The 20524-nt window shown below is 42.2% G+C and carries 19 protein-coding genes; 2 read left to right on the forward strand and 17 right to left on the reverse strand.

Going from position 1 to position 20524, the window contains the following annotated elements; translation table 11 throughout:
- Positions 1–239 precede the first annotated feature (239 nt).
- The 13 genes from J2Y67_RS24690 to J2Y67_RS24750 all read right to left on the reverse strand — a co-directional run bounded on the left by J2Y67_RS24690 (position 240) and on the right by J2Y67_RS24750 (position 14768).
- Positions 240–947 carry an ABC transporter ATP-binding protein gene (locus J2Y67_RS24690; RefSeq protein WP_310178331.1) on the reverse strand — a complete coding sequence of 236 codons (708 nt, stop codon included), beginning with the start codon at positions 945–947 and terminating at the stop codon, positions 240–242.
- Entirely contained in the window at positions 947–1729 is a 783-nt protein-coding gene (locus J2Y67_RS24695) for an ABC transporter ATP-binding protein (RefSeq protein ID WP_310178333.1), read from the reverse strand. The genes J2Y67_RS24690 and J2Y67_RS24695 overlap by 1 nt, the downstream gene beginning before the upstream one ends.
- On the reverse strand, positions 1704–2678 hold the full coding sequence (locus tag J2Y67_RS24700) for a branched-chain amino acid ABC transporter permease (protein WP_310178337.1): 975 nt from the start codon (positions 2676–2678) through the stop codon (positions 1704–1706). Before J2Y67_RS24700 ends, J2Y67_RS24695 begins: the two co-directional genes overlap by 26 nt.
- 14 nt (positions 2679–2692) lie before the next feature.
- Positions 2693–3571: a branched-chain amino acid ABC transporter permease gene (locus J2Y67_RS24705; RefSeq protein ID WP_310178340.1), complete on the reverse strand. Its 879-nt coding sequence runs from the start codon at positions 3569–3571 to the stop codon at positions 2693–2695.
- A 150-nt stretch (positions 3572–3721) separates the two neighbouring features.
- Positions 3722–4906 carry an ABC transporter substrate-binding protein gene (locus J2Y67_RS24710; protein ID WP_310178342.1) on the reverse strand — a complete coding sequence of 395 codons (1185 nt, stop codon included), beginning with the start codon at positions 4904–4906 and terminating at the stop codon, positions 3722–3724.
- A gap of 300 nt (positions 4907–5206) precedes the next feature.
- Complete coding sequence (locus J2Y67_RS24715; protein ID WP_310178343.1) at positions 5207–6448, reverse strand: MFS transporter; 1242 nt, start codon at positions 6446–6448, stop codon at positions 5207–5209.
- A 763-nt stretch (positions 6449–7211) separates the two neighbouring features.
- Positions 7212–9074, reverse strand: a complete 1863-nt coding sequence (locus J2Y67_RS24720; RefSeq protein WP_310178344.1) for an ABC transporter ATP-binding protein — start codon at positions 9072–9074, stop codon at positions 7212–7214.
- The gene (locus J2Y67_RS24725) at positions 9075–10802 is read right to left on the reverse strand and encodes an ABC transporter ATP-binding protein (RefSeq protein WP_310178345.1); all 1728 of its coding nucleotides are present in this window, start codon (positions 10800–10802) and stop codon (positions 9075–9077) included. It abuts the gene before it with no gap.
- A gap of 250 nt (positions 10803–11052) precedes the next feature.
- Positions 11053–11391 (reverse strand): ASCH domain-containing protein, encoded by a 339-nt coding sequence (locus J2Y67_RS24730; protein WP_310178347.1) that lies wholly within the window; start codon positions 11389–11391, stop codon positions 11053–11055.
- Positions 11392–11638: 247 nt separating this feature from the next.
- A complete protein-coding gene (locus J2Y67_RS24735; protein ID WP_310178349.1) occupies positions 11639–12439 on the reverse strand; it encodes an ABC transporter permease subunit in 801 nt (266 codons plus the stop codon).
- 12 nt (positions 12440–12451) lie between these two features.
- On the reverse strand, positions 12452–13249 hold the full coding sequence (locus J2Y67_RS24740) for an ABC transporter permease subunit (RefSeq protein ID WP_310178353.1): 798 nt from the start codon (positions 13247–13249) through the stop codon (positions 12452–12454).
- A gap of 3 nt (positions 13250–13252) precedes the next feature.
- Positions 13253–14131: an ABC transporter ATP-binding protein gene (locus tag J2Y67_RS24745; RefSeq protein WP_310178357.1), complete on the reverse strand. Its 879-nt coding sequence runs from the start codon at positions 14129–14131 to the stop codon at positions 13253–13255.
- Between the two features lie 13 nt (positions 14132–14144).
- The gene (locus J2Y67_RS24750; RefSeq protein WP_310178359.1) at positions 14145–14768 is read right to left on the reverse strand and encodes a TetR/AcrR family transcriptional regulator; all 624 of its coding nucleotides are present in this window, start codon (positions 14766–14768) and stop codon (positions 14145–14147) included.
- Positions 14769–14982: 214 nt separating this feature from the next.
- Here J2Y67_RS24750 and J2Y67_RS24755 point away from each other — a divergent pair, with 214 nt between their 5' ends.
- Both J2Y67_RS24755 and pepT read left to right on the forward strand, forming a co-directional pair.
- Entirely contained in the window at positions 14983–15957 is a 975-nt protein-coding gene (locus J2Y67_RS24755; protein WP_310178361.1) for a nuclease-related domain-containing protein, read from the forward strand.
- Positions 15958–16678: 721 nt separating this feature from the next.
- Positions 16679–17911, forward strand: a complete 1233-nt coding sequence (pepT, locus tag J2Y67_RS24760) for a peptidase T (RefSeq protein ID WP_310178364.1) — start codon at positions 16679–16681, stop codon at positions 17909–17911.
- A gap of 36 nt (positions 17912–17947) precedes the next feature.
- On the opposite strand, the gene J2Y67_RS24765 is transcribed toward pepT, so the two are convergent.
- The 4 genes from J2Y67_RS24765 to cuyB form a co-directional block, all read right to left on the reverse strand.
- Positions 17948–18856 (reverse strand): phosphotransferase, encoded by a 909-nt coding sequence (locus J2Y67_RS24765; protein WP_310178365.1) that lies wholly within the window; start codon positions 18854–18856, stop codon positions 17948–17950.
- Positions 18857–18876: 20 nt separating this feature from the next.
- A complete protein-coding gene (locus J2Y67_RS24770) occupies positions 18877–19179 on the reverse strand; it encodes a hypothetical protein (RefSeq protein WP_310178366.1) in 303 nt (100 codons plus the stop codon).
- A 215-nt stretch (positions 19180–19394) separates the two neighbouring features.
- A complete protein-coding gene (locus J2Y67_RS24775) occupies positions 19395–19694 on the reverse strand; it encodes a hypothetical protein (protein ID WP_310178369.1) in 300 nt (99 codons plus the stop codon).
- A gap of 36 nt (positions 19695–19730) precedes the next feature.
- Positions 19731–20456 (reverse strand): cysteate racemase, encoded by a 726-nt coding sequence (gene cuyB, locus J2Y67_RS24780; protein ID WP_310178371.1) that lies wholly within the window; start codon positions 20454–20456, stop codon positions 19731–19733.
- Positions 20457–20524 lie beyond the last annotated feature (68 nt).

Raw genomic sequence — 20524 nt, forward strand, 5'->3', positions numbered from 1 at the left:
AACCTAAAAAAGATGACCCCTGTTCAATACAGAAATCATCTTCTTAAGACTGCCTAACCTTTTTTTAAATGTCCTTTACAAAGGGTACATTTTAGTTCCCCCAATACCTTTCTTTGTCTAGCTCCAGCGCCTAGCCCCTCTAGGTCGCTTCGGTCCTGCCGATGAAGTCAAAGAACGACTTCACCGTCAGGCCCTCCAGCGCTTGTCGGGGCTGATCAAGGCGCTTCCGCTTTTCGTTTTTAATGCCCGCCCAAGTAGGCCATTTTAATTTGGTCACTTGCATTGAGTTCCTCTGCAGAACCTGATGCAACAATTTTTCCTGTTTCGATAACATAGGCGCGGTCAGCGATTGATAGCGCCATATTGGCATTTTGTTCAATCAAAAGAATGGTCGTGCCTGTTTTATTTATTTCCCCGATAATATTAAAAATCGTTTTGACTAAAAGCGGTGCAAGTCCCATTGATGGTTCATCCAATAACAACAGCTTCGGACGAGCCATTAACGCACGCCCCATTGCCAGCATTTGCTGCTCACCGCCGGATAATGTTCCGGATAATTGCTTGCGGCGCTCATGAAGACGCGGGAATAACTGATATACTTTATCGAAATCCTCTTGAATCCCTTTTTTATCATTTCGAAGGTACGCACCTAATTCAAGGTTTTCCTCCACCGACATATTAGCAAAAACGCGGCGGCCTTCCGGAACATGGGAGAGTCCCATTTTTACAATCGACTGGGCCACTTTACCGCCAATCGGCTTTCCTTCAAATAGGATTTCACCATTCTTCGGCTTTAGCAATCCCGAAATTGTTTTTAACAGCGTACTTTTCCCGGCACCATTTGCCCCAATCAAAGTAACAATTTCACCCTGGTTAATTTCAAGAGAGACGCCCTTCAAGGCATGAATATTTCCATAGTATACATTAATATCATTTATCTTTAACATTATGAAATGACCTCCTCGCCGAGGTATGCTTTGATGACTTTTGGATTATTTCTGATTTCCTCAGGAGTACCTTCAGCAATGAGCTGGCCGGAATCAAGTACATAGATTCGTTCACATACGCCCATTACCAGCCCCATATCGTGTTCAATCAGTAAAATCGTTAACGAGAACCGCTCGCGAATTAACGCAATCAAATTCATTAATTCTTCCGTTTCTTGAGGATTCATCCCGGCTGCCGGCTCATCCAAAAGCAAAAGTTTCGGGTTTGCTGCAAGGGCACGGGCAATCTCCAGGCGGCGCTGCTGGCCATAAGGGAGATTTTTCGCCTTTTCATGTATAAATCCTTCAAGGTTAAAAATCTTTAGGAATTCAATCGCCTTTTCCTCCATTTCCTTCTCACCGGAAAAATGGGTAGGTAGACGGAAGATTGAGCTTAACATCGAATGCTTGGACAGCGAGTGGTACGCTACCTTAACATTATCAAGTACAGATAATTCACTAAATAAACGAATATTTTGGAAGGTACGGCTGATTCCCTTTTTGGTAATTTTATAAGGTGCCAAACCATTTAATTTTTCCCCGTCTAATGAAATACTTCCTTCCGTTGGCACGTAAACCCCTGTTAAAAGGTTAAAGAATGTTGTTTTACCAGCGCCATTTGGTCCAATTAAACCGACAAGTTCACCTTGCTTTAACTCAAGGTTGACATCGGAAACGGCCTTTAAGCCGCCGAATCGGATTCCGGCCTGATCTACTTTAAGCAGCGGTGTGTTTGTTTCCATCTTTTACTCCTCCTTTAACGGATTTACCACCTTTAAAGAATGAGGTTATTTCTTTCGTTCCTAACAATCCTTGTGGACGGTAAAGCATCATAATCACAAGCACTAAGCTGTAAACAATCATCCGAACCTCAGGGAAGCCCTGTAAGAATGTCGAAATAATCGTGAGAAGGACTGCCGCGATGACTGCACCGGACATACTTCCCAATCCGCCAAGTACAACGAAAATCAAGATATCAAATGATTTTAAGAAACCAAAGTTTGTCGGTTGGATAATATAGAAGTTATGCGCATATAATGCACCGGCAATCCCTGCAAAAAAGGCACCGATCGCAAAAGCTGCAACCTTATAGTACGTCGTATTAATTCCCATCGCATCTGCAGCAATTTCATTTTCGCGAATGGAAATACAGGCACGTCCATGGGTTGAATTCGTAAAGTTTACAATCACAACAATGGTTAAAATGACACAGCCCACAAGCCATGGCCAAGTGGTGAAATGGGATACGGTCATCCCACTTGCGCCCCCGACATAGTCGATATTTAATAAGACAATCCTGACAATTTCCCCAAAGCCAAGTGTCGCAATCGCTAAATAATCTCCCTTAAGTCTTAGGGTTGGAATACCAATAATTAGACCTGTAATCGCAGCAACAATTCCTGCCGCCAAAATGGCTACCGGGAAGGGAAGACCTAATTTCATCGTCACAATCGCGGATGCATATGCACCGACTGCAAGGAACCCGGCATGTCCAATCGAAAACTGTCCGGTAACCCCGATGATTAAATGCAGGCTAGCTGCTAAAATAATATTAATTCCAATGAAGAACAAGGTGTTTACATAAAACTGATTAAGTGTTCCTCCATTTATTAAAAATTGTACGATTACTGAAAAAACAACGGCTAAAACGATTGAACTCCAGAATCCTTTAGTATGTTTAATTGTATTCAACGCTTAGCCACCCCCTATACCTTTTCTCTGACATTTTTACCAAATAGCCCTGCCGGACGGAAGATCAAAATTAAAATTAGAACAATGAAGGCCACACCGTCACGCCATAAAGAGAAACCAAGGGCACTGACAAGTGATTCGATTACACCCAGTACAAGACCGCCGGCCATTGCACCCGGGATGATTCCAATTCCGCCTAATACAGCGGCTACGAATGCTTTCAGACCTGGGATAATTCCCATCAATGGTTCAATTTTTGTATAGTACATTCCAAAGATTACACCCGCTGCGCCTGCAAGTGCAGACCCGATTGCGAATGTTGCAGAAATTGTGTTGTTTACATTTATACCCATTAACCGTGCTGCATCCATATCATGTGATACCGCACGCATTGCTTTCCCGATTTTAGTTTTGTGAACGATAAATTGTAGTAAGATCATTAAGAAAATTGATGTCGCTAAAATCAGTAAGGACTGACCGCTGATTTCTACACCAAAAAGGCTGATTTCTTTAAATGGAACAAGGTTGTCCGGATAGGCAGCTGGCTGCGCACCACGAACATAAATCATTCCGTATTCGATAAATAGTGATACCCCGATTGCCGTAATAAGAGCGGCAATTCTTGTTGCGTTTCGTAATGGTTTATAAGCGATTCTTTCAATTAGAACTCCAAATATCGCACATACTGCCATTGATATAATCAAAGCAAGGAAAAAATTCATGTGAAGAAATGTGATTGAATAAAAACCGATAAAAGCTCCCACCATGAAGACGTCACCATGGGCGAAGTTAATTAATTTTACAATACCGTAAACCATTGTATACCCTAAGGCAATTAAAGCATAGATACTGCCCAAGGAAATGCCGTTGACTAGCTGCTGTATTATTTCCATCTATTACACTCCTTTTAAAAGGACTTTCAACTTCAAAAACACATTTGAGTGGTGAATCTATCAATTTCAAGTCTATTAAATTGGAATAGGGAGACAAGAATCTCCCTATTCATTTTTGTTTAATGATTGTAAAAAGGAATATCCGCTTTTCTATTGAGGGTTTACTTTTGATTTAAATGTTTGCTTACCATCTTTGTACTCAAGAATAACAGCTGACTTGATTGGGTCATGGTTTTTGTCAAGCTTCATTGTTCCTGTTACAAGTGATAGACCATCTGTTCCAACAAGAGCCTTTTGGATCTTTTGCGGGTCACTTGAACCGGCACGCTTGATTGCATCTGCGATAAAGTATGCTGAGTCATAACCTAATGCGTTGAAAGCATCTGGAGTTTTTCCACTGTACTTTGCTTCGAATGCTTTAACGAAATCTTGTACTTTTGCATCAGAGTCACCAGAAGAGTAGTGGTTTGTGATATACGTGTTATTTAATGCCTTTGCACCAGCGATTTCTACTAGTTTAGGAGAATCCCAGCCGTCAGCACCCATCATTGGTACATTCAGGCCAATTTCACGAGCTTGCTTCACGATTAAGCCTACTTCTTCATAGTATCCAGGGATGAATACAAAGTCAGGGTTTTTCGCTTTGATACGGGTTAATGTTGCATGGAAATCAGTATCCTTCGCAACATAAGCTTCTTCAGATACAACATTTCCGCCATTTTTCTTGAAGAAATCTTTGAAAGATGCAGCTAAACCTTTTGCATAATCACTTGAGCTATCGATTAAGACAGCTGCTTTCTTCACTTTTAACTCATTGGAAGCAAAGTTAGCTGATACTGTACCTTGGAATGGGTCAATGAAACATGTACGGAATACATAGTCATTTAATTTTCCATCTTTAACAGTAACGGTAGGGTTTGTTCCTGTTGGGGTCAAAATAGGAACTTTATTATCATCGGCAATTTGCACTTGTGCAAGGGTGTCGGTACTTGTTGCTGCACCAATAACAGCTGATACTTTATCTTGAGTGATTAATTTGATTGCCCCGCTTGTTGCTTCAGCAGCATCTGATTTGTTATCAACACTTACTAATTGTAATTTCTTGCCGTCAATCCCTTTTTTGTTGATTTCGCTGATAGCGAGATCAATACCTTCTTTAATCGACTGACCGTAGGAAGCAACACCGCCGGATAATTCAAGGTTTGCCCCAATTTTAATCGTTTTACTGTCACTGCTAGCATTCCCACCAGTTGTTGAGCTGCTACTGCAGCCTGCCATAACACTTGCTGCAACCAAAAAGGATGCAACTACACCTGCTACTTTTCTTTTTCTCATGGTATTCCCCCTGCTAGATAATTTTTCCAATAGTTTTCTTACTGTTTCTAAAACAATTAATATTCTGAAAATATTGTACAAAATTATTTTCTTTTCGTCTAGTACTATTGTCCGTTATTTTAAAATAATTTTTAAAATAATAAATATTCACCATTTTCCTTTAACTCTATTGGGTTTTTACACTGTGAAGCGCTAAATTTTGTTTTGAGTTCAAAAGTAAGTTATTTCTAAAATATTTTTCAAAAAAACGAGAGATAAAAAAGAGAACTCCTGAAATGGAATTCTCTTTTTGTGAAAAAGTTATTCTAATACTTTACTTTTCGTTTCTTTTCCAAGAATCAATACCGCAGCCGCCCCTACTAAAACGGTAATACAAAAAATAGTAAAAATTATTGATATGGATGTTTTTCCCGCCACCAGGTAACCAACCAACAGCGGTCCGAGCACCCCGCCAATTCGGCCAAAGGATGCCGCCATTCCTGTACCAGTACCGCGGATCACCGTTGGATATTGTTCAGGTGTGTAAGCGTAAAGTCCACCCCATGCACCTAAATTAAAGAAGGACAACAGAATTCCCGCTATCATTAATAAGGAAGTTGTATCCGCCGTTCCAAAGAAATAAGCACTGATCGCCGTTCCTGTTAAATAGACAGCCAATACAAATTTCCTGCCAAATTTTTCAATAAACCAGGCGGCGGTAAAATAACCGGGAAGCTGGGCTAGTGTCATAATCAACACATATTCGAAGCTTTTAATTAGACTGAAGCCTTTCATGACCATCACACTTGGGAGCCAAAGGAAAATTCCATAATAGGAGAATACGACACAGAACCACACAACCCAGAGCATCGTGGTTTGGCGGCCATATTCCTTGGAAAATAATTTTGCCAGGCTTTGAAATACTGAAATTTTTTCTTGTTTTTTCACTTCGGTGAAACGTGGAGAATCCGGTAAGCCCATACGTAAATAGAGAGTATAGATAGCAGGAATTGCACTAATCAGTAATGCTACCTGCCAGCCAAACTTCGGAATGACAAAATAGGAAATGACCGCAGCCACCAGCCAGCCGACTGCCCAGAAGCTTTCAAGCAGTACAACGATTCTTCCGCGCTTTTCAACCGGGACACTTTCCGAAACAAGGGTGGCGGCCACCGGAAGCTCGCCGCCAAGCCCCATCCCAATGAAAAACCTCAATACTAAAAACATGGTGATCGTTGTGGTAAAGGCGGAGGCACCACTTCCAATTGAAAATAATAATAGCGTGATAATAAAAATATTTTTCCGGCCCACCCGGTCCGCCATTAAGCCAAAAATAAGGGCACCGACTGCCATACCGATGGAGTTGACACTGCCAATCCAGCCCATTTGCTCGGCGGATAAATTCCATTCGACTTTTAGGGCAGCGATGATGAAGGAAAGCATCCCCACATCCATTGCATCAAACATCCAGCCCGTACCTGCAATGGTCAGCAATTTTCCGCTGGAGACATCCTTTTTTTTCTTCGCAGTTCCTCTATTAAAAACATCCTGCTCGTTAATCATTTGGACCCTCCTGTTCGAAACATTATTTATACTATTTCCAATACCTTGTTCTTTTAATAAGTCAACTGTATTTTAACAGGTGTCTTTACATCAGTCACTACATTTTTTGAAAAATTAAATTGCTTCAATGGAAACAAACTCACTGCGGCCGTTTTTTCAGTTTTGGGACAAAAAGGAGACAAGGTACCGGTGAAATGTCCTTTAAATTGGTTTGGGACAAAACCCAATTCAAATGTACGGTTCTATGTGATCGAATCCAGAAAAGAAATCCGTCTTTGGTAGCGTAGCAAGGTTCTATACGACCGTTTCAAGGGAAGTATCCCGTCCTCGGTAGCATAGCCGTGTTCTATGCGACCGTTTCCTGAGAAGTATCCCGTCCTCGGTAGCGTAGCCTGGTTCTATGCGACCGTTTCAAGGGAAGTATCCCGTCCTCGGTAGCATAGCCATGTTCTATGCGACCGTTTCCTGAGAAGTATCCCGTTCACGGTAGCGTAGCCTGGTTCTATGCGACCGTTTCAAGGGAGGAATCCCGTCCTCGGTAGCGTAGCCGTGGTCTATGCGACCGTTTCAAGGGAAAAATCCCGTCCTCGGTAGCGTAGCTAGGTTCTATGCGACCGTTTCAAGGGAAGTATCCCGTCCTCGGTAGCATAGCTGATTAAATTGTCCTTTAAAAATCGGGATTCCCAAAAGCTAACCTCTAATCAGCCCATTTAAAATAACCCAGACAGCTCCAAAAGCCATTCAGGTCCAAAAAGGAGCACTGTTAGTCCAGTGCTCCTTCGATATTTTTAAATTGATTGAAAAACATATGATAGTATCTTCCGTTTTGCTTTATTAAGTCGTCGTGGCTGCCTTTTTCGATAATCTGACCTTGGTCAATGACCATGATGGAGTCGGCATCGCGAATCGTATTCAAGCGGTGGGCGATGATGAAGCTCGTGCGGTCCTCCATTAATGTGAGCAGCGCTTCCTGAATATGAAGCTCGGTCCGGGTATCAATGCTCGAGGTTGCCTCATCCAAAATCAACAGCGAGGGTTTTGCTAAAATGACCCTGGCAATCGCCAGCAGTTGGCGCTGACCTTGGCTTAAGTTGCCGCCATTCTCCGCAAGCTCTGTTTTATATTGGTTTGGAAGCCGTCTAATAAAAGCATCGGCATTGGCCATCCGTGCCGCAGCCACCACCTCATCATCACTCGCACCCGGCTTTCCATACATAATATTTTCCTTAATCGTACCGGAAAACAAATAGGTATCCTGGAGCACAAAACCAAAGCATCTGCGCAAGCTATCCCTTGTATATTCACGGATATCGCGGCCATCTAATAGAATCCTCCCGCTTGTCACATCATAAAACCGCGTTAACAGATTTACCACCGTTGTTTTTCCGGCGCCCGTCGGTCCGACCAGTGCCGTACTACTGCCCGCAGGAGAATCAAAATGAATATTTTTCAAGATGGGCACATCCGGGCGATAACCAAAGCTGACATCTTCAAAGACAACATGCCCCTTTGGATTGACTAACTCCACTGCCCCTGGTACATCCTCCGATTCCTCCTGTTCATCAAGAACTTCAAAAACCCGCTCGGCGCCCGCGACACCTGATTGCAGGACATTAAAAATATTGGCGAGGTCGTTAAGCGGACGGACAAATTGCCGGGAATATGTGATAAAGCTGGCAATTGCCCCGATGGTGATCATGCTCTTCACCGCTAAAATCCCTCCGACGACTGCCACCAGTGCAAAGCTGAGGTTACCAATCACATTCATAATCGGCATCAAGAAACCCGACCAAATTTGCGCCTTAAGGCCAACCTCACGCAGCATTGTATTGACCTCATCGAATTCTTCATTCACTTTTTCTTCATGATTAAACGCTTTTACGACATGGAGTCCGGTAATGGTCTCCTCAATATGACCGTTTAATTTCCCAAGTTGAACCTGCTGGTCTTTAAATAACACACTTGTTTTTTTGGCAATCGTTTTAGTGAGTAAAAAAACTAACGGCACCGTCAATAGACTAACCAATGTTAAAATTGGGCTTAAAATCAGCATCATTACTAATGAGCCAATAATGACAATCAGGCCGGACATTAGCTGGGTTGTAGACTGGGAAATGGTGTTGCTGACATTATCTACATCATTGGATAATCTGCTCATTAACTCCCCATGTGTTCGGGTATCAAAAAACGCAACCGGAAGCTTTTGCAGCTTTTTAAAAAGCGAATCCCTTAAGCTTTTGACAATTCGCTGTGAGACACCGGCCATCAGCCAGCCTTGTAAAAAGGTCAGAAGGGCATCAGCGATATAGGCGGAGGCAAGAATGAGAATCGTCCTTTCCAATAATCCGAAGTCTACCTTGTTATGGAGGCTCATCGCATCGACCGCTTTTCCGATTAAGTAAGGGGCAAGCAAAGTAAGAACGGAATCAATGACAATAAATAAAAATAGGAAGGAAAGCATTTTTCTCTCTTTGCCAACATAATCCCATAGCCGTTTCATTGTTCCCTTAAAACTCTTGGGTTTCACAACAGGGCCTCTGCGATGGGCACCGCCAAATCCGCCAGGTCTGCCACCTGGACCGGGAAGCGGAGGGGCAGTACGTGCTTGTTCTGTTTCCTTCGCCATCTACAGCACCTCCTTGCCAATCTGAGACTGGAAGATTTCCTGATAAACCTTGCATTCATGAATCAGTTCTTCATGGGTTCCCACCCCGACTACTTCTCCTTGGTCCATGACGACGATTTTATCGGCATCAATGATAGAAGTAATCCGCTGGGCAATTAATAAACAAGTAAGGCCCTTTGCATATTTTTTCAAAGATTCCTTGATCTTTGCCTCTGTTGCGACATCGACGGCACTTGTGCTGTCATCCAAAATGAGGATTTCAGGTTTCTTAATTAATGCCCTGGCAATCGAAATCCGCTGTTTTTGTCCGCCGGAAAAATTCACACCGCCTTGGCCGATTTTGGTTTGATAGCCTTCAGGTGAGGCAGAAATAAAATCGTGGGCACCGGCAATCATTGCCGCCGCTTCCATTTCCTCGGCACTGGCATCCTCTTTACCCCACTTAATATTTTCGGCAACACTACCAGTAAAAAGAATCGTCTTCTGGGGAACCATCGCAATTTTTTCTCTTAATCTTTTCGGTTCAACGTTTTTAACATCTTCACCATCGACCTTGATTGTCCCGGCGTCCGCATCATAAAAGCGAGGGATAAGGCTGACAAGGGTGCTTTTTCCTGATCCAGTGGAGCCAATAATCCCAACAGTTTCACCGGGGTGTAACGTAAGATTGATCTTTTTCAAAATCGGTTCGCCACTCGTCCCTTCATAGGAAAACGAGACATTTTCAAAGTCAATTCTGCCTTTTTCTCCTTGATTTTCGTTCACTTCGTCCTTCCAAGTCTGGAAGTCTTCCTGTTCAAAGACCTCGCCAATCCTTCCGGCAGAAGCCCTGGCCCGAACAAACATATTAAACACCATTGAAATCATCATGAGGGAAAATAAAATTTGCGTCATATAGTTGGTAAATGCAATAATATGGCCGACTTGAATATGGCCCGATTCCACTCCTAGCCCTCCAAGCCAGAGGACAGCGACAATTCCTAAATTTACAGTCAGCATGATGGCTGGACTAAAAATGGACATTAACCTTGTAGCGGAAATGGATTGATCTTGAAAAAGTTGATTTTCCTTGGTGAATTTTGCAATTTCTACATCCATCCGGTTAAACGCCTTGACTACTCGGACACCGGACAAATATTCCCTAATCACCCCATTGACCCGGTCTAATGCTTTTTGCACCTTTGTAAAAAGCGGGAAACCCAACCTCATATTTAAAATAATGAGCAAGGCGACAATCGGAACCACAACCGCGAGGACCACCGCAAGGCGCAGGTTTAATCGTGAGGCCATAATCAATCCGCCAATGGCGAGCAGGGGCGCTTTAACAAACATCCGCATCATTCCATTTACAAAGATTTGGACTTGGTTCACGTCATTGGTCAGCCTAGTGATTAACGACGCGCGGTCAAAGCGGTCGATATTTTTAAAGGAAAGCGATTGGATTTTCTTAAATAAATCGGACCTGAGTTCGGCACCAAAATTTTGCGAAACCGTACTGGCAACAATGCTTCTCGTTGAGGCGGATACTGCTCCGAAAGCAGTCACTAGCAGCATTATGCCGCCCATTTTTAACACGTAATGGATATCCCGTCCGGCAACGCCAACATCAATGATTTTTGACATGATGGTCGGCTGCAGCAGGTCACATATCGCTTCAAAGGTTAAAAATATTACGGCTGTGAAAAAAAGTTTCCAATACTTCCTTGTATATTTGCCTAAAAATTTCACGACATCGTTCACCTCTAATTGTTGAAAAAGTAGGAAGTATCAAATTGAGATAAGTTTATTATAATGAGGCCGCTGGTGGTTGAACAAATTTTAGCACTATCGTTGTGTTAGTTTTTTTAAAGAAAACTCGCCGATTGGCGAGCCTCTAAGGGCGAAGACAGAGGCGTAGTTGCACTTATACTTTCCTATTAACCAAAAAAACAACACCCCTCTAAATAAAGGAGTGTTGCTTCATTTTTTAAGTATATACTTATTCTACAGGGCGGAATTCATGGACCCAGACGCGCATTTGCGGAAGCCATGGCATTCCCGGATGCATGGAAAGAATCGATTGCTTATAATCTTCCAAGGAATTGAAGCCCTCGCGGCGTGCATCATCATCGGTTAACTCTCCTAGGGACTGCTGATAGACCTTTTCAACAACAAATTGACGTCCCTCAAGTGTCATAATTTCACCTGGGTCAGCATAGCGCTCATTGCGCCGTGTTGCAGTTTTCTCTCCTGAAAGAACCTTTTTTACATCTTCTTCAACCGTTACCAAGCGTTCAACCGGGCCTTTCTTTGGTGGTAAAGTATTATTTTCAGTCATAATCATTTCCTCCTTTCATAGATTATTTTTCCATTTTATCATTATTGAAATCATAAGAAAAGTTTGCGCCCTTAATCAACTTATCGTTCTCTTACTAATCCTGCCTCACTGGCACTTATTGATGGTACTAAGGCAAATATTAAATCTTCCACAACTAATTCGATAGGATTAGGCTGATTAAGATGGCGAATGAAAAATAGCGGAAGGGCTCAGGAAAAAGACAGGTTGGAAAAAACCTGCCTTTTTTCTACGTATTTAAATCTCTTTTTCGGTAAAAAATATAAGTTCCCACTAATAATCCAACTATGGCTACAAGGGAGATACTAGAAAAGACCGGGTCAAGCGTTCCATCTGTTATTACCCTTTTTGCTTCAAAGTACTTAAAAGGGGTCACGTATTTTAATCCGCTTATTTTTTTATTCAAATCGATGGCGATCGATAAAATATACATGATTAAAAGAATAGCCGTTCCAATCGAGGCCGCGCGTTTCGGTTTCTTAAGCTGTGCCGCCATTGCCGAACCTAACACAAGAAAAATTAGCTGCAAGATCAACATTCCTGCCATTAGTGTATAGATCACATCGATCGGATCGCCTGCTTTATTAAATTTGGTTACCATGGCAACCGAGAGACCTAAGGTCACAAGATTGAAGATCACTACATTTACAAACGCTGCTACTAGTTTAGCCGTTACAATTCTGCCGCGCGAGATGGGTTTTGCCATTAAAAATTCTGTTGTTTTGTCCCGCTCTTCTTTTGCGATGATATTAGCACCAATCATTAACGCATGAAATGCAGCCATTAAGATCAGATAGGCAAATAACATCCCGTAAAATCCTATTGGGGTTGAAAAATCCAACTCTCCTACGCCCATCATCGCCTGTAAGGATTTAGGCATACTTGACATCAATTCGTTAATCGACTGGCCTGATGATGAAGAATATCCTTCATATTTGCCCATCCCGGCTACAACCATAAACAAAATCCCAAAACACCAAATAATCAATGATTTTCGATTCGCCTTCATTTCTCGTAAAAATAAATTCATAACCACACCCCCTTATACCGCATGAATATCCTTTTTCGAATAAATTACGTAACTCGCAGCAATAGCTGCGATGATTAAGACGATTTCAATAAAGACAAAAGAAACTTGATAGCTTGAGTGTTTGATAATATAGCTTGTTTCATAATACTTAAATGGGGTTAGGTAGCAAATCGCCTTTTCACCGATCACTGAACCTAACATATTTAAGATGTAAAAACCGAATACAGTACCAATTGAAATCGGCAAAACCGATTTAATTTTTGACGCTGCAGCAGAAATGAGGATTCCTAGTGCAACAAACATCATTTCCACAAGGAAAGCGGTTAAGGAAATCAATAAAAATGTATTCATATCAAATGATTTTTCACTCACGACTGACGCGGTAATGACTGCAATGGCCATATAGATGACATTCGTAATCACCAAGGAAATAATCACCGCGAGTAGTTTGGCTGTGACAATTTGCTTACGGGTAACAGGCTTTGTCAGTAGGAAATCGGCTGTTTTTTCACGAACTTCTTTTGATAAAATCGAGGTTCCTAGATTCATAGCCTGAATGGAACCACATAGAATCACATAGGTAAAACCATAGGAATAAAACCCCAATAAGGAAGTAATGCTATCAAGTGAAACGCCCAATGCTTTCCTTACAGCTTCCGGGTAATTTTCAAGCAGCTTTTTAAACTGATCCGCATCCTGTGTTAAACCAGGGAACATAGATAGGAAGAAAACGATTAACGCTGCCAAGGAAACGGTCCAAATCATCGTCGATTTCCGATAGGCCTTTAGTTCATGGAGAAAGATATTCATGGTTTAATTCTCCTTTTCATAATAGTGCATAAAGATTTCCTCAAGATCCGGTTCGTCAATCCAAAGGTTTTCCAGCTCAAGCTCCGAGAGTTTTTTCAAAATCAAATTGATATCGCCGCTATATAGGAAACTAGTAATATTGTCTTTCACTTCAAGATTCGTGACTCCATCGATGGATAGATTTTGGATGGAAGCCTTAGTTTCGAGCTTGAACTTCTTATGGTTGTTTTCCCGCAAAGTACTGATTTTCTCCACTTTGACAAGTTTGCCTTCTTTAATAATCGCCACGCGGTCGCACATTTTTTGTACTTCACTCAAAATATGGGAGGAAAACAAAATCGTCTTCCCTTTGTTATTTTCTTCTTTTAATAAATCAAAGAATTTTTGCTGCATTAACGGATCGAGACCGCTTGTCGGCTCATCAAGGATAATCAACTTTGGATCGTGCAGGAGTCCCTGGACAATTCCGACTTTCTTTTTGTTCCCAAACGACAGGTCGTCGATTTTTTTATTAAGGTCAAGGTCCATGATCTCTGCTAATTCTTTCATTCGTTTACTACAATCCTTTTTATAAAAACTGGCTGAATACTTGAGGAGGTCTTTGACCTTCATGTTGTCGTAATAAAAGACTTCTGATGGCAAATAGCCAATTTCCTTTTTAATTTCCGGTGCAAACTTCACGCTGTCCTTGCCAAAAATCGTGGCACTGCCGCTCGTAGGGTAGATGAGGGAGAGAAGTGTGCGGATGGTCGTCGACTTTCCGGCACCATTCGGTCCGATAAACCCGAAGACTTCTCCTTCTTCGACATGAAAGCTGATATCCGTAATTCCTCTCGCATTGCCATATGTCTTTGTTAGGTTATTCAGTTCAATCACATTCATCACGCGCGCCCCCTTATTTATAAAAAGCTTTCATTAAAACTTCATAATACTCTTCGGTTTCTTTTATTGCCTCGTCATAATTAATTTCATGAGTCGGTGTTAGCTTTGCTCGTTGAATCAATTCATCACTAAATTGTTCGAAGGTCCAAAAGATAATTTTCAGTGCCTTTTGGACATCAATATCGTCCCTGAAAAGGGATAAATCAATGTCCTCATACAGTTTCCCAATATTGTTTTTCGCCAATTGCTTTATTCTTTGGTCTAATTCGAGTTTCACTTCCTTCGAATCTTCCATTACTGCTGCACTTAAAAAATTAAACAGATCCGGATATTTGTTGAGCAATTCCATTTTCACGCTGACAGCTTGGCGAACTCTTTTAAAAATATCCCGTTCTTGCAGGTTAATCTTTTTGTAAAATTCATCAACAATGATTTCATAGAAATGGTCAAATACAAACAAATACATTTTCTTTTTATTGCCAAAGTAATGGAACAAGAGACCCTTTGATATACCGGCTTCTTTGACGATTTCATTTGTCGAGGCGTTATCATATCCCTTCTGGGCAAATTCCTTTATTGCTGCGTTGATTATACGGTCTTGTTTTTCCTGATCTAGGTTGAGAAATTTAGAAAACATTCTGGCAGCCCTCTTTCTTTATTGCGTAGACCTTTGTGGTGTTGATTGGCGTTGTCGGTACTGCGTTGACCACATCAGTCAATGACATTGTAACTCCATTGACCACTTAGGTCAATAGGGGTAAGTGGCTATTTTTTTACAAATTTTAGAACATTTCTTTATGTGCTTAGTATCGGTTTGAGGGGTGTGCTAAGATACATACGAGGTTGACTTTATGGAGGTGAACGATATTTTTACTTTAAAAGAAAGAGACCCGTCACTGACTCTTGCTGGTTTCATTTCTGCTCAAAATCGATTGATTGTTACCCAGCCGATGCTGCCCGTTTTATCTAGTAAACAAGCATCAGTAGAAGCAGGAATTGGCGGAGAAGAAAAAGTAGCAGAAATTTTCCGGAGACATTCGTTTCCATTCGAGCACCACATTTTCCACGATTTATCCCCCAGCTCAGATGAGAAATTCCAAATGGATACCTATTTTATGACACCTTCGTATGGGTTAGTTTTAGAAACGAAGAATATTGGCGGAAGTTTAGAGTTCAGGGAAAACCCGCCTCAATTAATCCGTACAAGGGAAAACGTTCAAAAGGATGGATTTGAAAGTCCTGTCGTCCAATTGGAACGTAATCGTGAATTATTAAGTGCCTGGCTAAGGTCCCACAACATTTATATTCCTATTTATGGTGCAGTTGTCCTTGCTTACCCAAAACAAATTGTCGAAGTCCCGCCTTCGAAGGCAAAGATCTTATTCCCCAGCTCGATTCCCGCTTTTATCAATAGTATTCCGCAACAATCAAAGAAGTTGGATCAAGTTACGTTTGAATGGCTCTCTGCTGAGCTTTTAAAAAGTCATCGCCGTTTTATTCCCAAACCCATTTGTGAGACATATCAAATTCCATTTGGGGATATTCGCCCTGGGGTAATTTGTAGGGTGTGCGATCGGATTGGGATGGTGAAGCACCGCAGGACTTGGTTTTGTCCTCATTGTGGGGCGGTTGATCCCATAGCTCATGTTAGGACTTTACAGGAGTGGTTTTTACTATTTAAAAGGGAAATCACGAATCGAGAGTGTAGGGAGTTTCTGGGGATTGATGATATCGACACGGCAAAACGGGTTTTGCTTAATATGAACATGGCCAGGAAAGGGGCATTCAGATACCGAACCTATATAATGGACTTATCTAAAATTTAGTATCCGGTAGTTGGGCAAAGCGAATCGCTAGTTGCAGGCTCTTTTTCGCTAGTTAGATTTGCTTGCGCCAGTTGGAGGGCTCTTTACGCCAGTTGGAGACCTCTTTACGCTAGTTGGAGACCTTTTTCCGCCAGTTGGACCTGTCCTTGCGCTAGTTACAGGCTCTTTTTCGCTAGTTAGATTTGCTTGCGCTAGTTGGAGGGCTCTTTACGCTAGTTGGAAGCCTTTTCCCGCCAGTTGGACCTGTCCTTACGCTAGTTGCAGGCTCTTTTTCGCTAGTTAGATTTGCTAACGCCAGTTGGAGGGCTCTTTACGCTAGTTGGAGACCTTTTTACGCCAGTTGGACCTGTCCTTGCGCTAGTTGCAGACTCTTTTTCGCTAGTTGGATTTGCTTGCGCCAGTTGGAGGGCTCTTTACGCTAGTTGGAGACCTTTTTACGCCAGTTGGACCTGTCCTTGCGCTAGTTGCAGACTCTTTTTCGCTAGTTGGATTTGCTTGCGCCAGTTGGAGGGCTCTTTACGCTAGTTGGACCTGTCCTTGCGCTAGTTGCAGACTCTTTTTCGCTAGTTAGATTTGCTTACGCCAGTTGGACCCGCCCTTACGCTAGTTGCGAGCACTCCCTACAACACTGACCCCCGCCCTCTATTCTAAAAACGTGTAGACCAACATTGAAAGTGATATGATAGTGATGTACATATGAGAAAAGGGAGTGCAAACAAGCATGAAAAATGAAATCATTGAAAGATTTACTTCCTATGTAAAAATTGATACCCAGTCAGACGAGAGCAGCAGCACTTGTCCATCAACGCCAGGGCAGTGGACCCTACTCCATATGCTTGAAGAGGAATTAAAGTCGATCGGCATGCAAGAAGTCAGCATCGATGAAAACGGCTATTTAATGGCAACGCTTCCATCCAACACAGAAAAAGACGTGCCGACCATCGGATTCCTGGCCCACGTTGACACGGCGACAGACTTCACCGGCAAAAACGTCAAACCGCAAATCCACGAAAACTACGACGGCAGCGACATCACATTAAACGAGGCCTTAAAAGTTGTCCTATCACCAAAAGACTTCCCAAGCCTCCCAGATTATAAAGGCCATACCTTAATCACCACCGATGGTACAACCTTGCTTGGCGCCGACAACAAGGCCGGCGTGGCAGAAATCATGACCGCAATGGCATACTTAATCAAACACCCGGAAATCAAACACGGTAAGGTCCGCGTTGCGTTCACCCCAGATGAGGAAATTGGCAGGGGACCGCATAAATTTGATGTTGCCCGCTTTAACGCTAAATATGCCTACACCGTTGACGGCGGTCCACTAGGCGAATTAGAATACGAAAGCTTTAATGCAGCCGCAGCGAAGATTACCATTAAAGGAACCAACATTCACCCAGGCTCCGCAAAAGGCAAAATGATCAACTCTGCGAAAATTGCGATGGAGCTCCACAGTAAGCTCCCAGAAAAAGAGGCACCAGAATATACCGAGGGATACGAAGGCTTCTATCACTTGATTTCGATCAATGGTGATGTTGAACAAACCAAGCTGTACTACATCATCCGCGACCATGACCGCGAAAAATTCAACGAACGCAAAACAATCATTACCAACATTGTTAATGACATCAAAGCAAAATATGGCGAAGACAATGTCCTTCTTGAACTGAATGACCAATATTACAACATGGGTGAAAAAATTAAGCCAGTTAAGCAAATTGTCGACATTGCTCAAGAGGTAATGGAGTCGCTCGACATCAAGCCGCTGATTAAACCAATTCGTGGCGGTACAGACGGTTCACAACTTTCCTATATGGGTCTGCCAACACCTAATATCTTTACCGGCGGCGAAAACTTCCATGGGAAATATGAATTTATTTCCGTCGACAACATGGAAAAATCCGTAAATGTAATCGTTGGAATCGCTCAAAGCTTTGAAAAAAAAGCGTAAATAGGAAAAAAAGCTAACCACTATGGTTAGCTTTTTTCATTTCAAAAGTACATCCACACAATCCTTTAAGGTGGAAACGGTCTCATCCATCTGTGCTTCCAGTTTCTCCCTCGACCACTTTCTTTGCCCCGAATCCAGATCACTCCGGATCAACTGCAACATCCAAATCGAAAACGCAGCGGAGAACAGATAATATTCCCTTATAAAGCCATCACCCACTAACCCAGCATGCTCACAATAAGCTTTCAAGGCCCGCTCTCTAAACTGACGGGGTACCGACTTTGGAAATACCGGGTGAGCGAGATCAAGGAGATGATACAAATCCCAATACGGTGTATTCAAATGGGCATGCTCCCAATCCAAAACAACCACTTTCCGGTCAACTCTTGCAATATTGCCAATATGAAGGTCCCCGTGCGATAATACGAGCTTTTTCGAAAAATTAACCCCCTCAAGAAGAGGAAAAATCTCCTCCACCCCTAAATCCGGCAACGCTGACTTTTCTCCGGAAATCTCCAAAAGGATTTCCTCCATTTTCGGCTTAAGCCCTGTCACCGGAAGCCCGACAATTCCTTCAACAGGGAGGGAGTGCCATCCCGCCATCAGCTTGATTACTTCTAAAATAGTATCCTCACTAAAATCATGACGGAGTGAACCAAGATCCTCAAAAATCATCCAATTCTCATCAGCCTCCGCAGCAACAGAATAGGCCAGCAATTTTGGATAAATTTCCGGGAGGGAGGGGAGAACATGTTCATACACCCAAACCTCTTTTCCCAACTGGCCGTTATTCGTCAATGGCTTGAAAATATAGCTTTCCGCTTCAGACAGATAAAAACGCTCAACAAATTTGCCATTCATCCCTTGATACAGGGGCTCCGCCTTAAGGATTTTTTCACTGTTTAACATCCCATTTGGCAGAACCATATTTTTTAAAGGATTCATATATCCTCCATTATAGTGCTTTAAAAAAGAGCTACTGATTTTTTCAACGTCTCAAGTTCTTGACGCAGCTTTCGGTTTTCCCTTTGGACAGCTTCAATCTCTGTTTCGTCCTTCAGAGCGAGAGGGAATAAAAGATTGATTTCATACCAAGTCTTTCCATCTTTAGATTCCATGGTCTGACACTGCCTAACATTTGCTTTAGGATATCTTTTTTTAACGATTGAAACTTCATCCTGCGAAAGCCTTAATTCTCGAAAATTGATTCCGTCCGCAAAAGATTTTGATAAAAACTCTTCAAACTTCTCCATTTCTTTAAAAATCATCCTTTTCTCACCCTCCATTTTGAATATTCAAATGGCTAATCACGACATCATTTCCGCATCGTATTAACGTAGAAAAGGAAGGATCAATGCTTTTTTTGAATAGATAACTTCATATTATATTTATTTCACTCTTTCACAGATATGCCTTTGCTGATTTTAAAAACCTCTGGGTCCGATAAAAAACACCTAGCCTGGCTAGGTGTTTTTTAATCAAATTATCCCTGTGTAACCAATGCTTTTTTCAATGCATCCAATTCCTGCTTTAACCGTTGATTTTCCCTTTGAATATCCTCAAACTTCGAATCAACATCAGGAGCGGGCAAAAGGTTAATTTCATACCAGGCTTTATCGTCCTGGCTCTCCAAAGCGGGGCTTTTTAAAATACTGGCGTTTGGATACCGCTTAAGTAGATAATCTACTTCCTCGTCTGATAATCGTAATTCTCGATAGCTTACTCCGTCCGAAAATGACTCTTCCAAAAACGTCTTAAATCTTTCTAGTTCAGTTGGTGCCATGGATATCCCGCCTTCCGCTCCAAATCTCACAAAATTTTAAGAATACACTGCCGCGCTTTTTTGTTTCTTTGAGGTGCCTCCTGAAAGGGCAATCGACTGTTCAACTAGTACCTCCATCGCATCCACGCAGTACTGCGCTGCCTCATCACTAATTTTCACACAAGACAACTCTGTGCAAGCAAGAATGACACAGTGACAGCCTTCCTCAAAAATAAGCTGATGGATAATCTCTTCCAGCTTCAGCGGGTTAATCATTTTATCCGCTTTAATGCTGTAAATGATGTCCATCGTTTGCTTTTGGATGGTTTCATTCGGAACATAGATCTGCATATTGTATTTGCCCGATTCTTTTTCGTAAATACCGCTGCTGATGGTTCCCTTTGTCGCTAACAGGCCAATCTTGGCGTTCTCGCCGTATTTTTGATAAATCACTTTCAACGTTTCATCGACCATATGAATAATCGGAATACCCGTCAATGCCTGCATTTGGTCGTAAAAATAATGCGAAGTATTACAAGGAATCGCAATATGAGAAACACCGGCAAACTCCAACAGCTTGAAGTCCTTTTTTACAGCCTCTAAAAATAACTCTTCCTGTCCATTTAAAATGGCATCTGTTCGGTCCGGTAAGGTGGCGTGATTCAGGATCATCATATCGATATGGTCTTGATCCCGATCAGCGACAGTATTTTCAACCACCTTATCGAAAAATACAGAGGTTGCCTTGGGACCCATTCCACCGATTACACCCAAACTTTTCATTCTACCACCTTCCATTTCTAAAAAATTTGCTACATTTGGAAAACACCCGGCGACGAACAAGCCGCTAA

The sequence above is a fragment of the Neobacillus niacini genome (assembly GCF_031456445.1).
Classification (GTDB): Bacteria; Bacillota; Bacilli; order Bacillales; family Cytobacillaceae; genus Neobacillus; species Neobacillus niacini_I.

Excerpts from the sequence above, each read along its gene's own strand:
- J2Y67_RS24775 (WP_310178369.1), bottom strand. The coding sequence starts at position 19,694 with ATGGCACCAACTGAACTAGAAAGATTTAAGACGTTTTTGGAAGAGTCA.
- J2Y67_RS24740 (WP_310178353.1), bottom strand. The coding sequence starts at position 13,249 with ATGAATATCTTTCTCCATGAACTAAAGGCCTATCGGAAATCGACGATG.
- pepT (WP_310178364.1), top strand. The coding sequence starts at position 16,679 with ATGAAAAATGAAATCATTGAAAGATTTACTTCCTATGTAAAAATTGAT.
- J2Y67_RS24690 (WP_310178331.1), bottom strand. The coding sequence starts at position 947 with ATGTTAAAGATAAATGATATTAATGTATACTATGGAAATATTCATGCC.
- J2Y67_RS24770 (WP_310178366.1), bottom strand. The coding sequence starts at position 19,179 with ATGATTTTTAAAGAAATGGAGAAGTTTGAAGAGTTTTTATCAAAATCT.
- J2Y67_RS24755 (WP_310178361.1), top strand. The coding sequence starts at position 14,983 with ATGGAGGTGAACGATATTTTTACTTTAAAAGAAAGAGACCCGTCACTG.
- J2Y67_RS24720 (WP_310178344.1), bottom strand. The coding sequence starts at position 9,074 with ATGGCGAAGGAAACAGAACAAGCACGTACTGCCCCTCCGCTTCCCGGT.
- J2Y67_RS24705 (WP_310178340.1), bottom strand. The coding sequence starts at position 3,571 with ATGGAAATAATACAGCAGCTAGTCAACGGCATTTCCTTGGGCAGTATC.
- cuyB (WP_310178371.1), bottom strand. The coding sequence starts at position 20,456 with ATGAAAAGTTTGGGTGTAATCGGTGGAATGGGTCCCAAGGCAACCTCT.
- J2Y67_RS24745 (WP_310178357.1), bottom strand. The coding sequence starts at position 14,131 with ATGAATGTGATTGAACTGAATAACCTAACAAAGACATATGGCAATGCG.
- J2Y67_RS24735 (WP_310178349.1), bottom strand. The coding sequence starts at position 12,439 with ATGAATTTATTTTTACGAGAAATGAAGGCGAATCGAAAATCATTGATT.
- J2Y67_RS24710 (WP_310178342.1), bottom strand. The coding sequence starts at position 4,906 with ATGAGAAAAAGAAAAGTAGCAGGTGTAGTTGCATCCTTTTTGGTTGCA.
- J2Y67_RS24750 (WP_310178359.1), bottom strand. The coding sequence starts at position 14,768 with ATGTTTTCTAAATTTCTCAACCTAGATCAGGAAAAACAAGACCGTATA.
- J2Y67_RS24765 (WP_310178365.1), bottom strand. The coding sequence starts at position 18,856 with ATGAATCCTTTAAAAAATATGGTTCTGCCAAATGGGATGTTAAACAGT.
- J2Y67_RS24695 (WP_310178333.1), bottom strand. The coding sequence starts at position 1,729 with ATGGAAACAAACACACCGCTGCTTAAAGTAGATCAGGCCGGAATCCGA.
- J2Y67_RS24730 (WP_310178347.1), bottom strand. The coding sequence starts at position 11,391 with ATGACTGAAAATAATACTTTACCACCAAAGAAAGGCCCGGTTGAACGC.
- J2Y67_RS24715 (WP_310178343.1), bottom strand. The coding sequence starts at position 6,448 with ATGATTAACGAGCAGGATGTTTTTAATAGAGGAACTGCGAAGAAAAAA.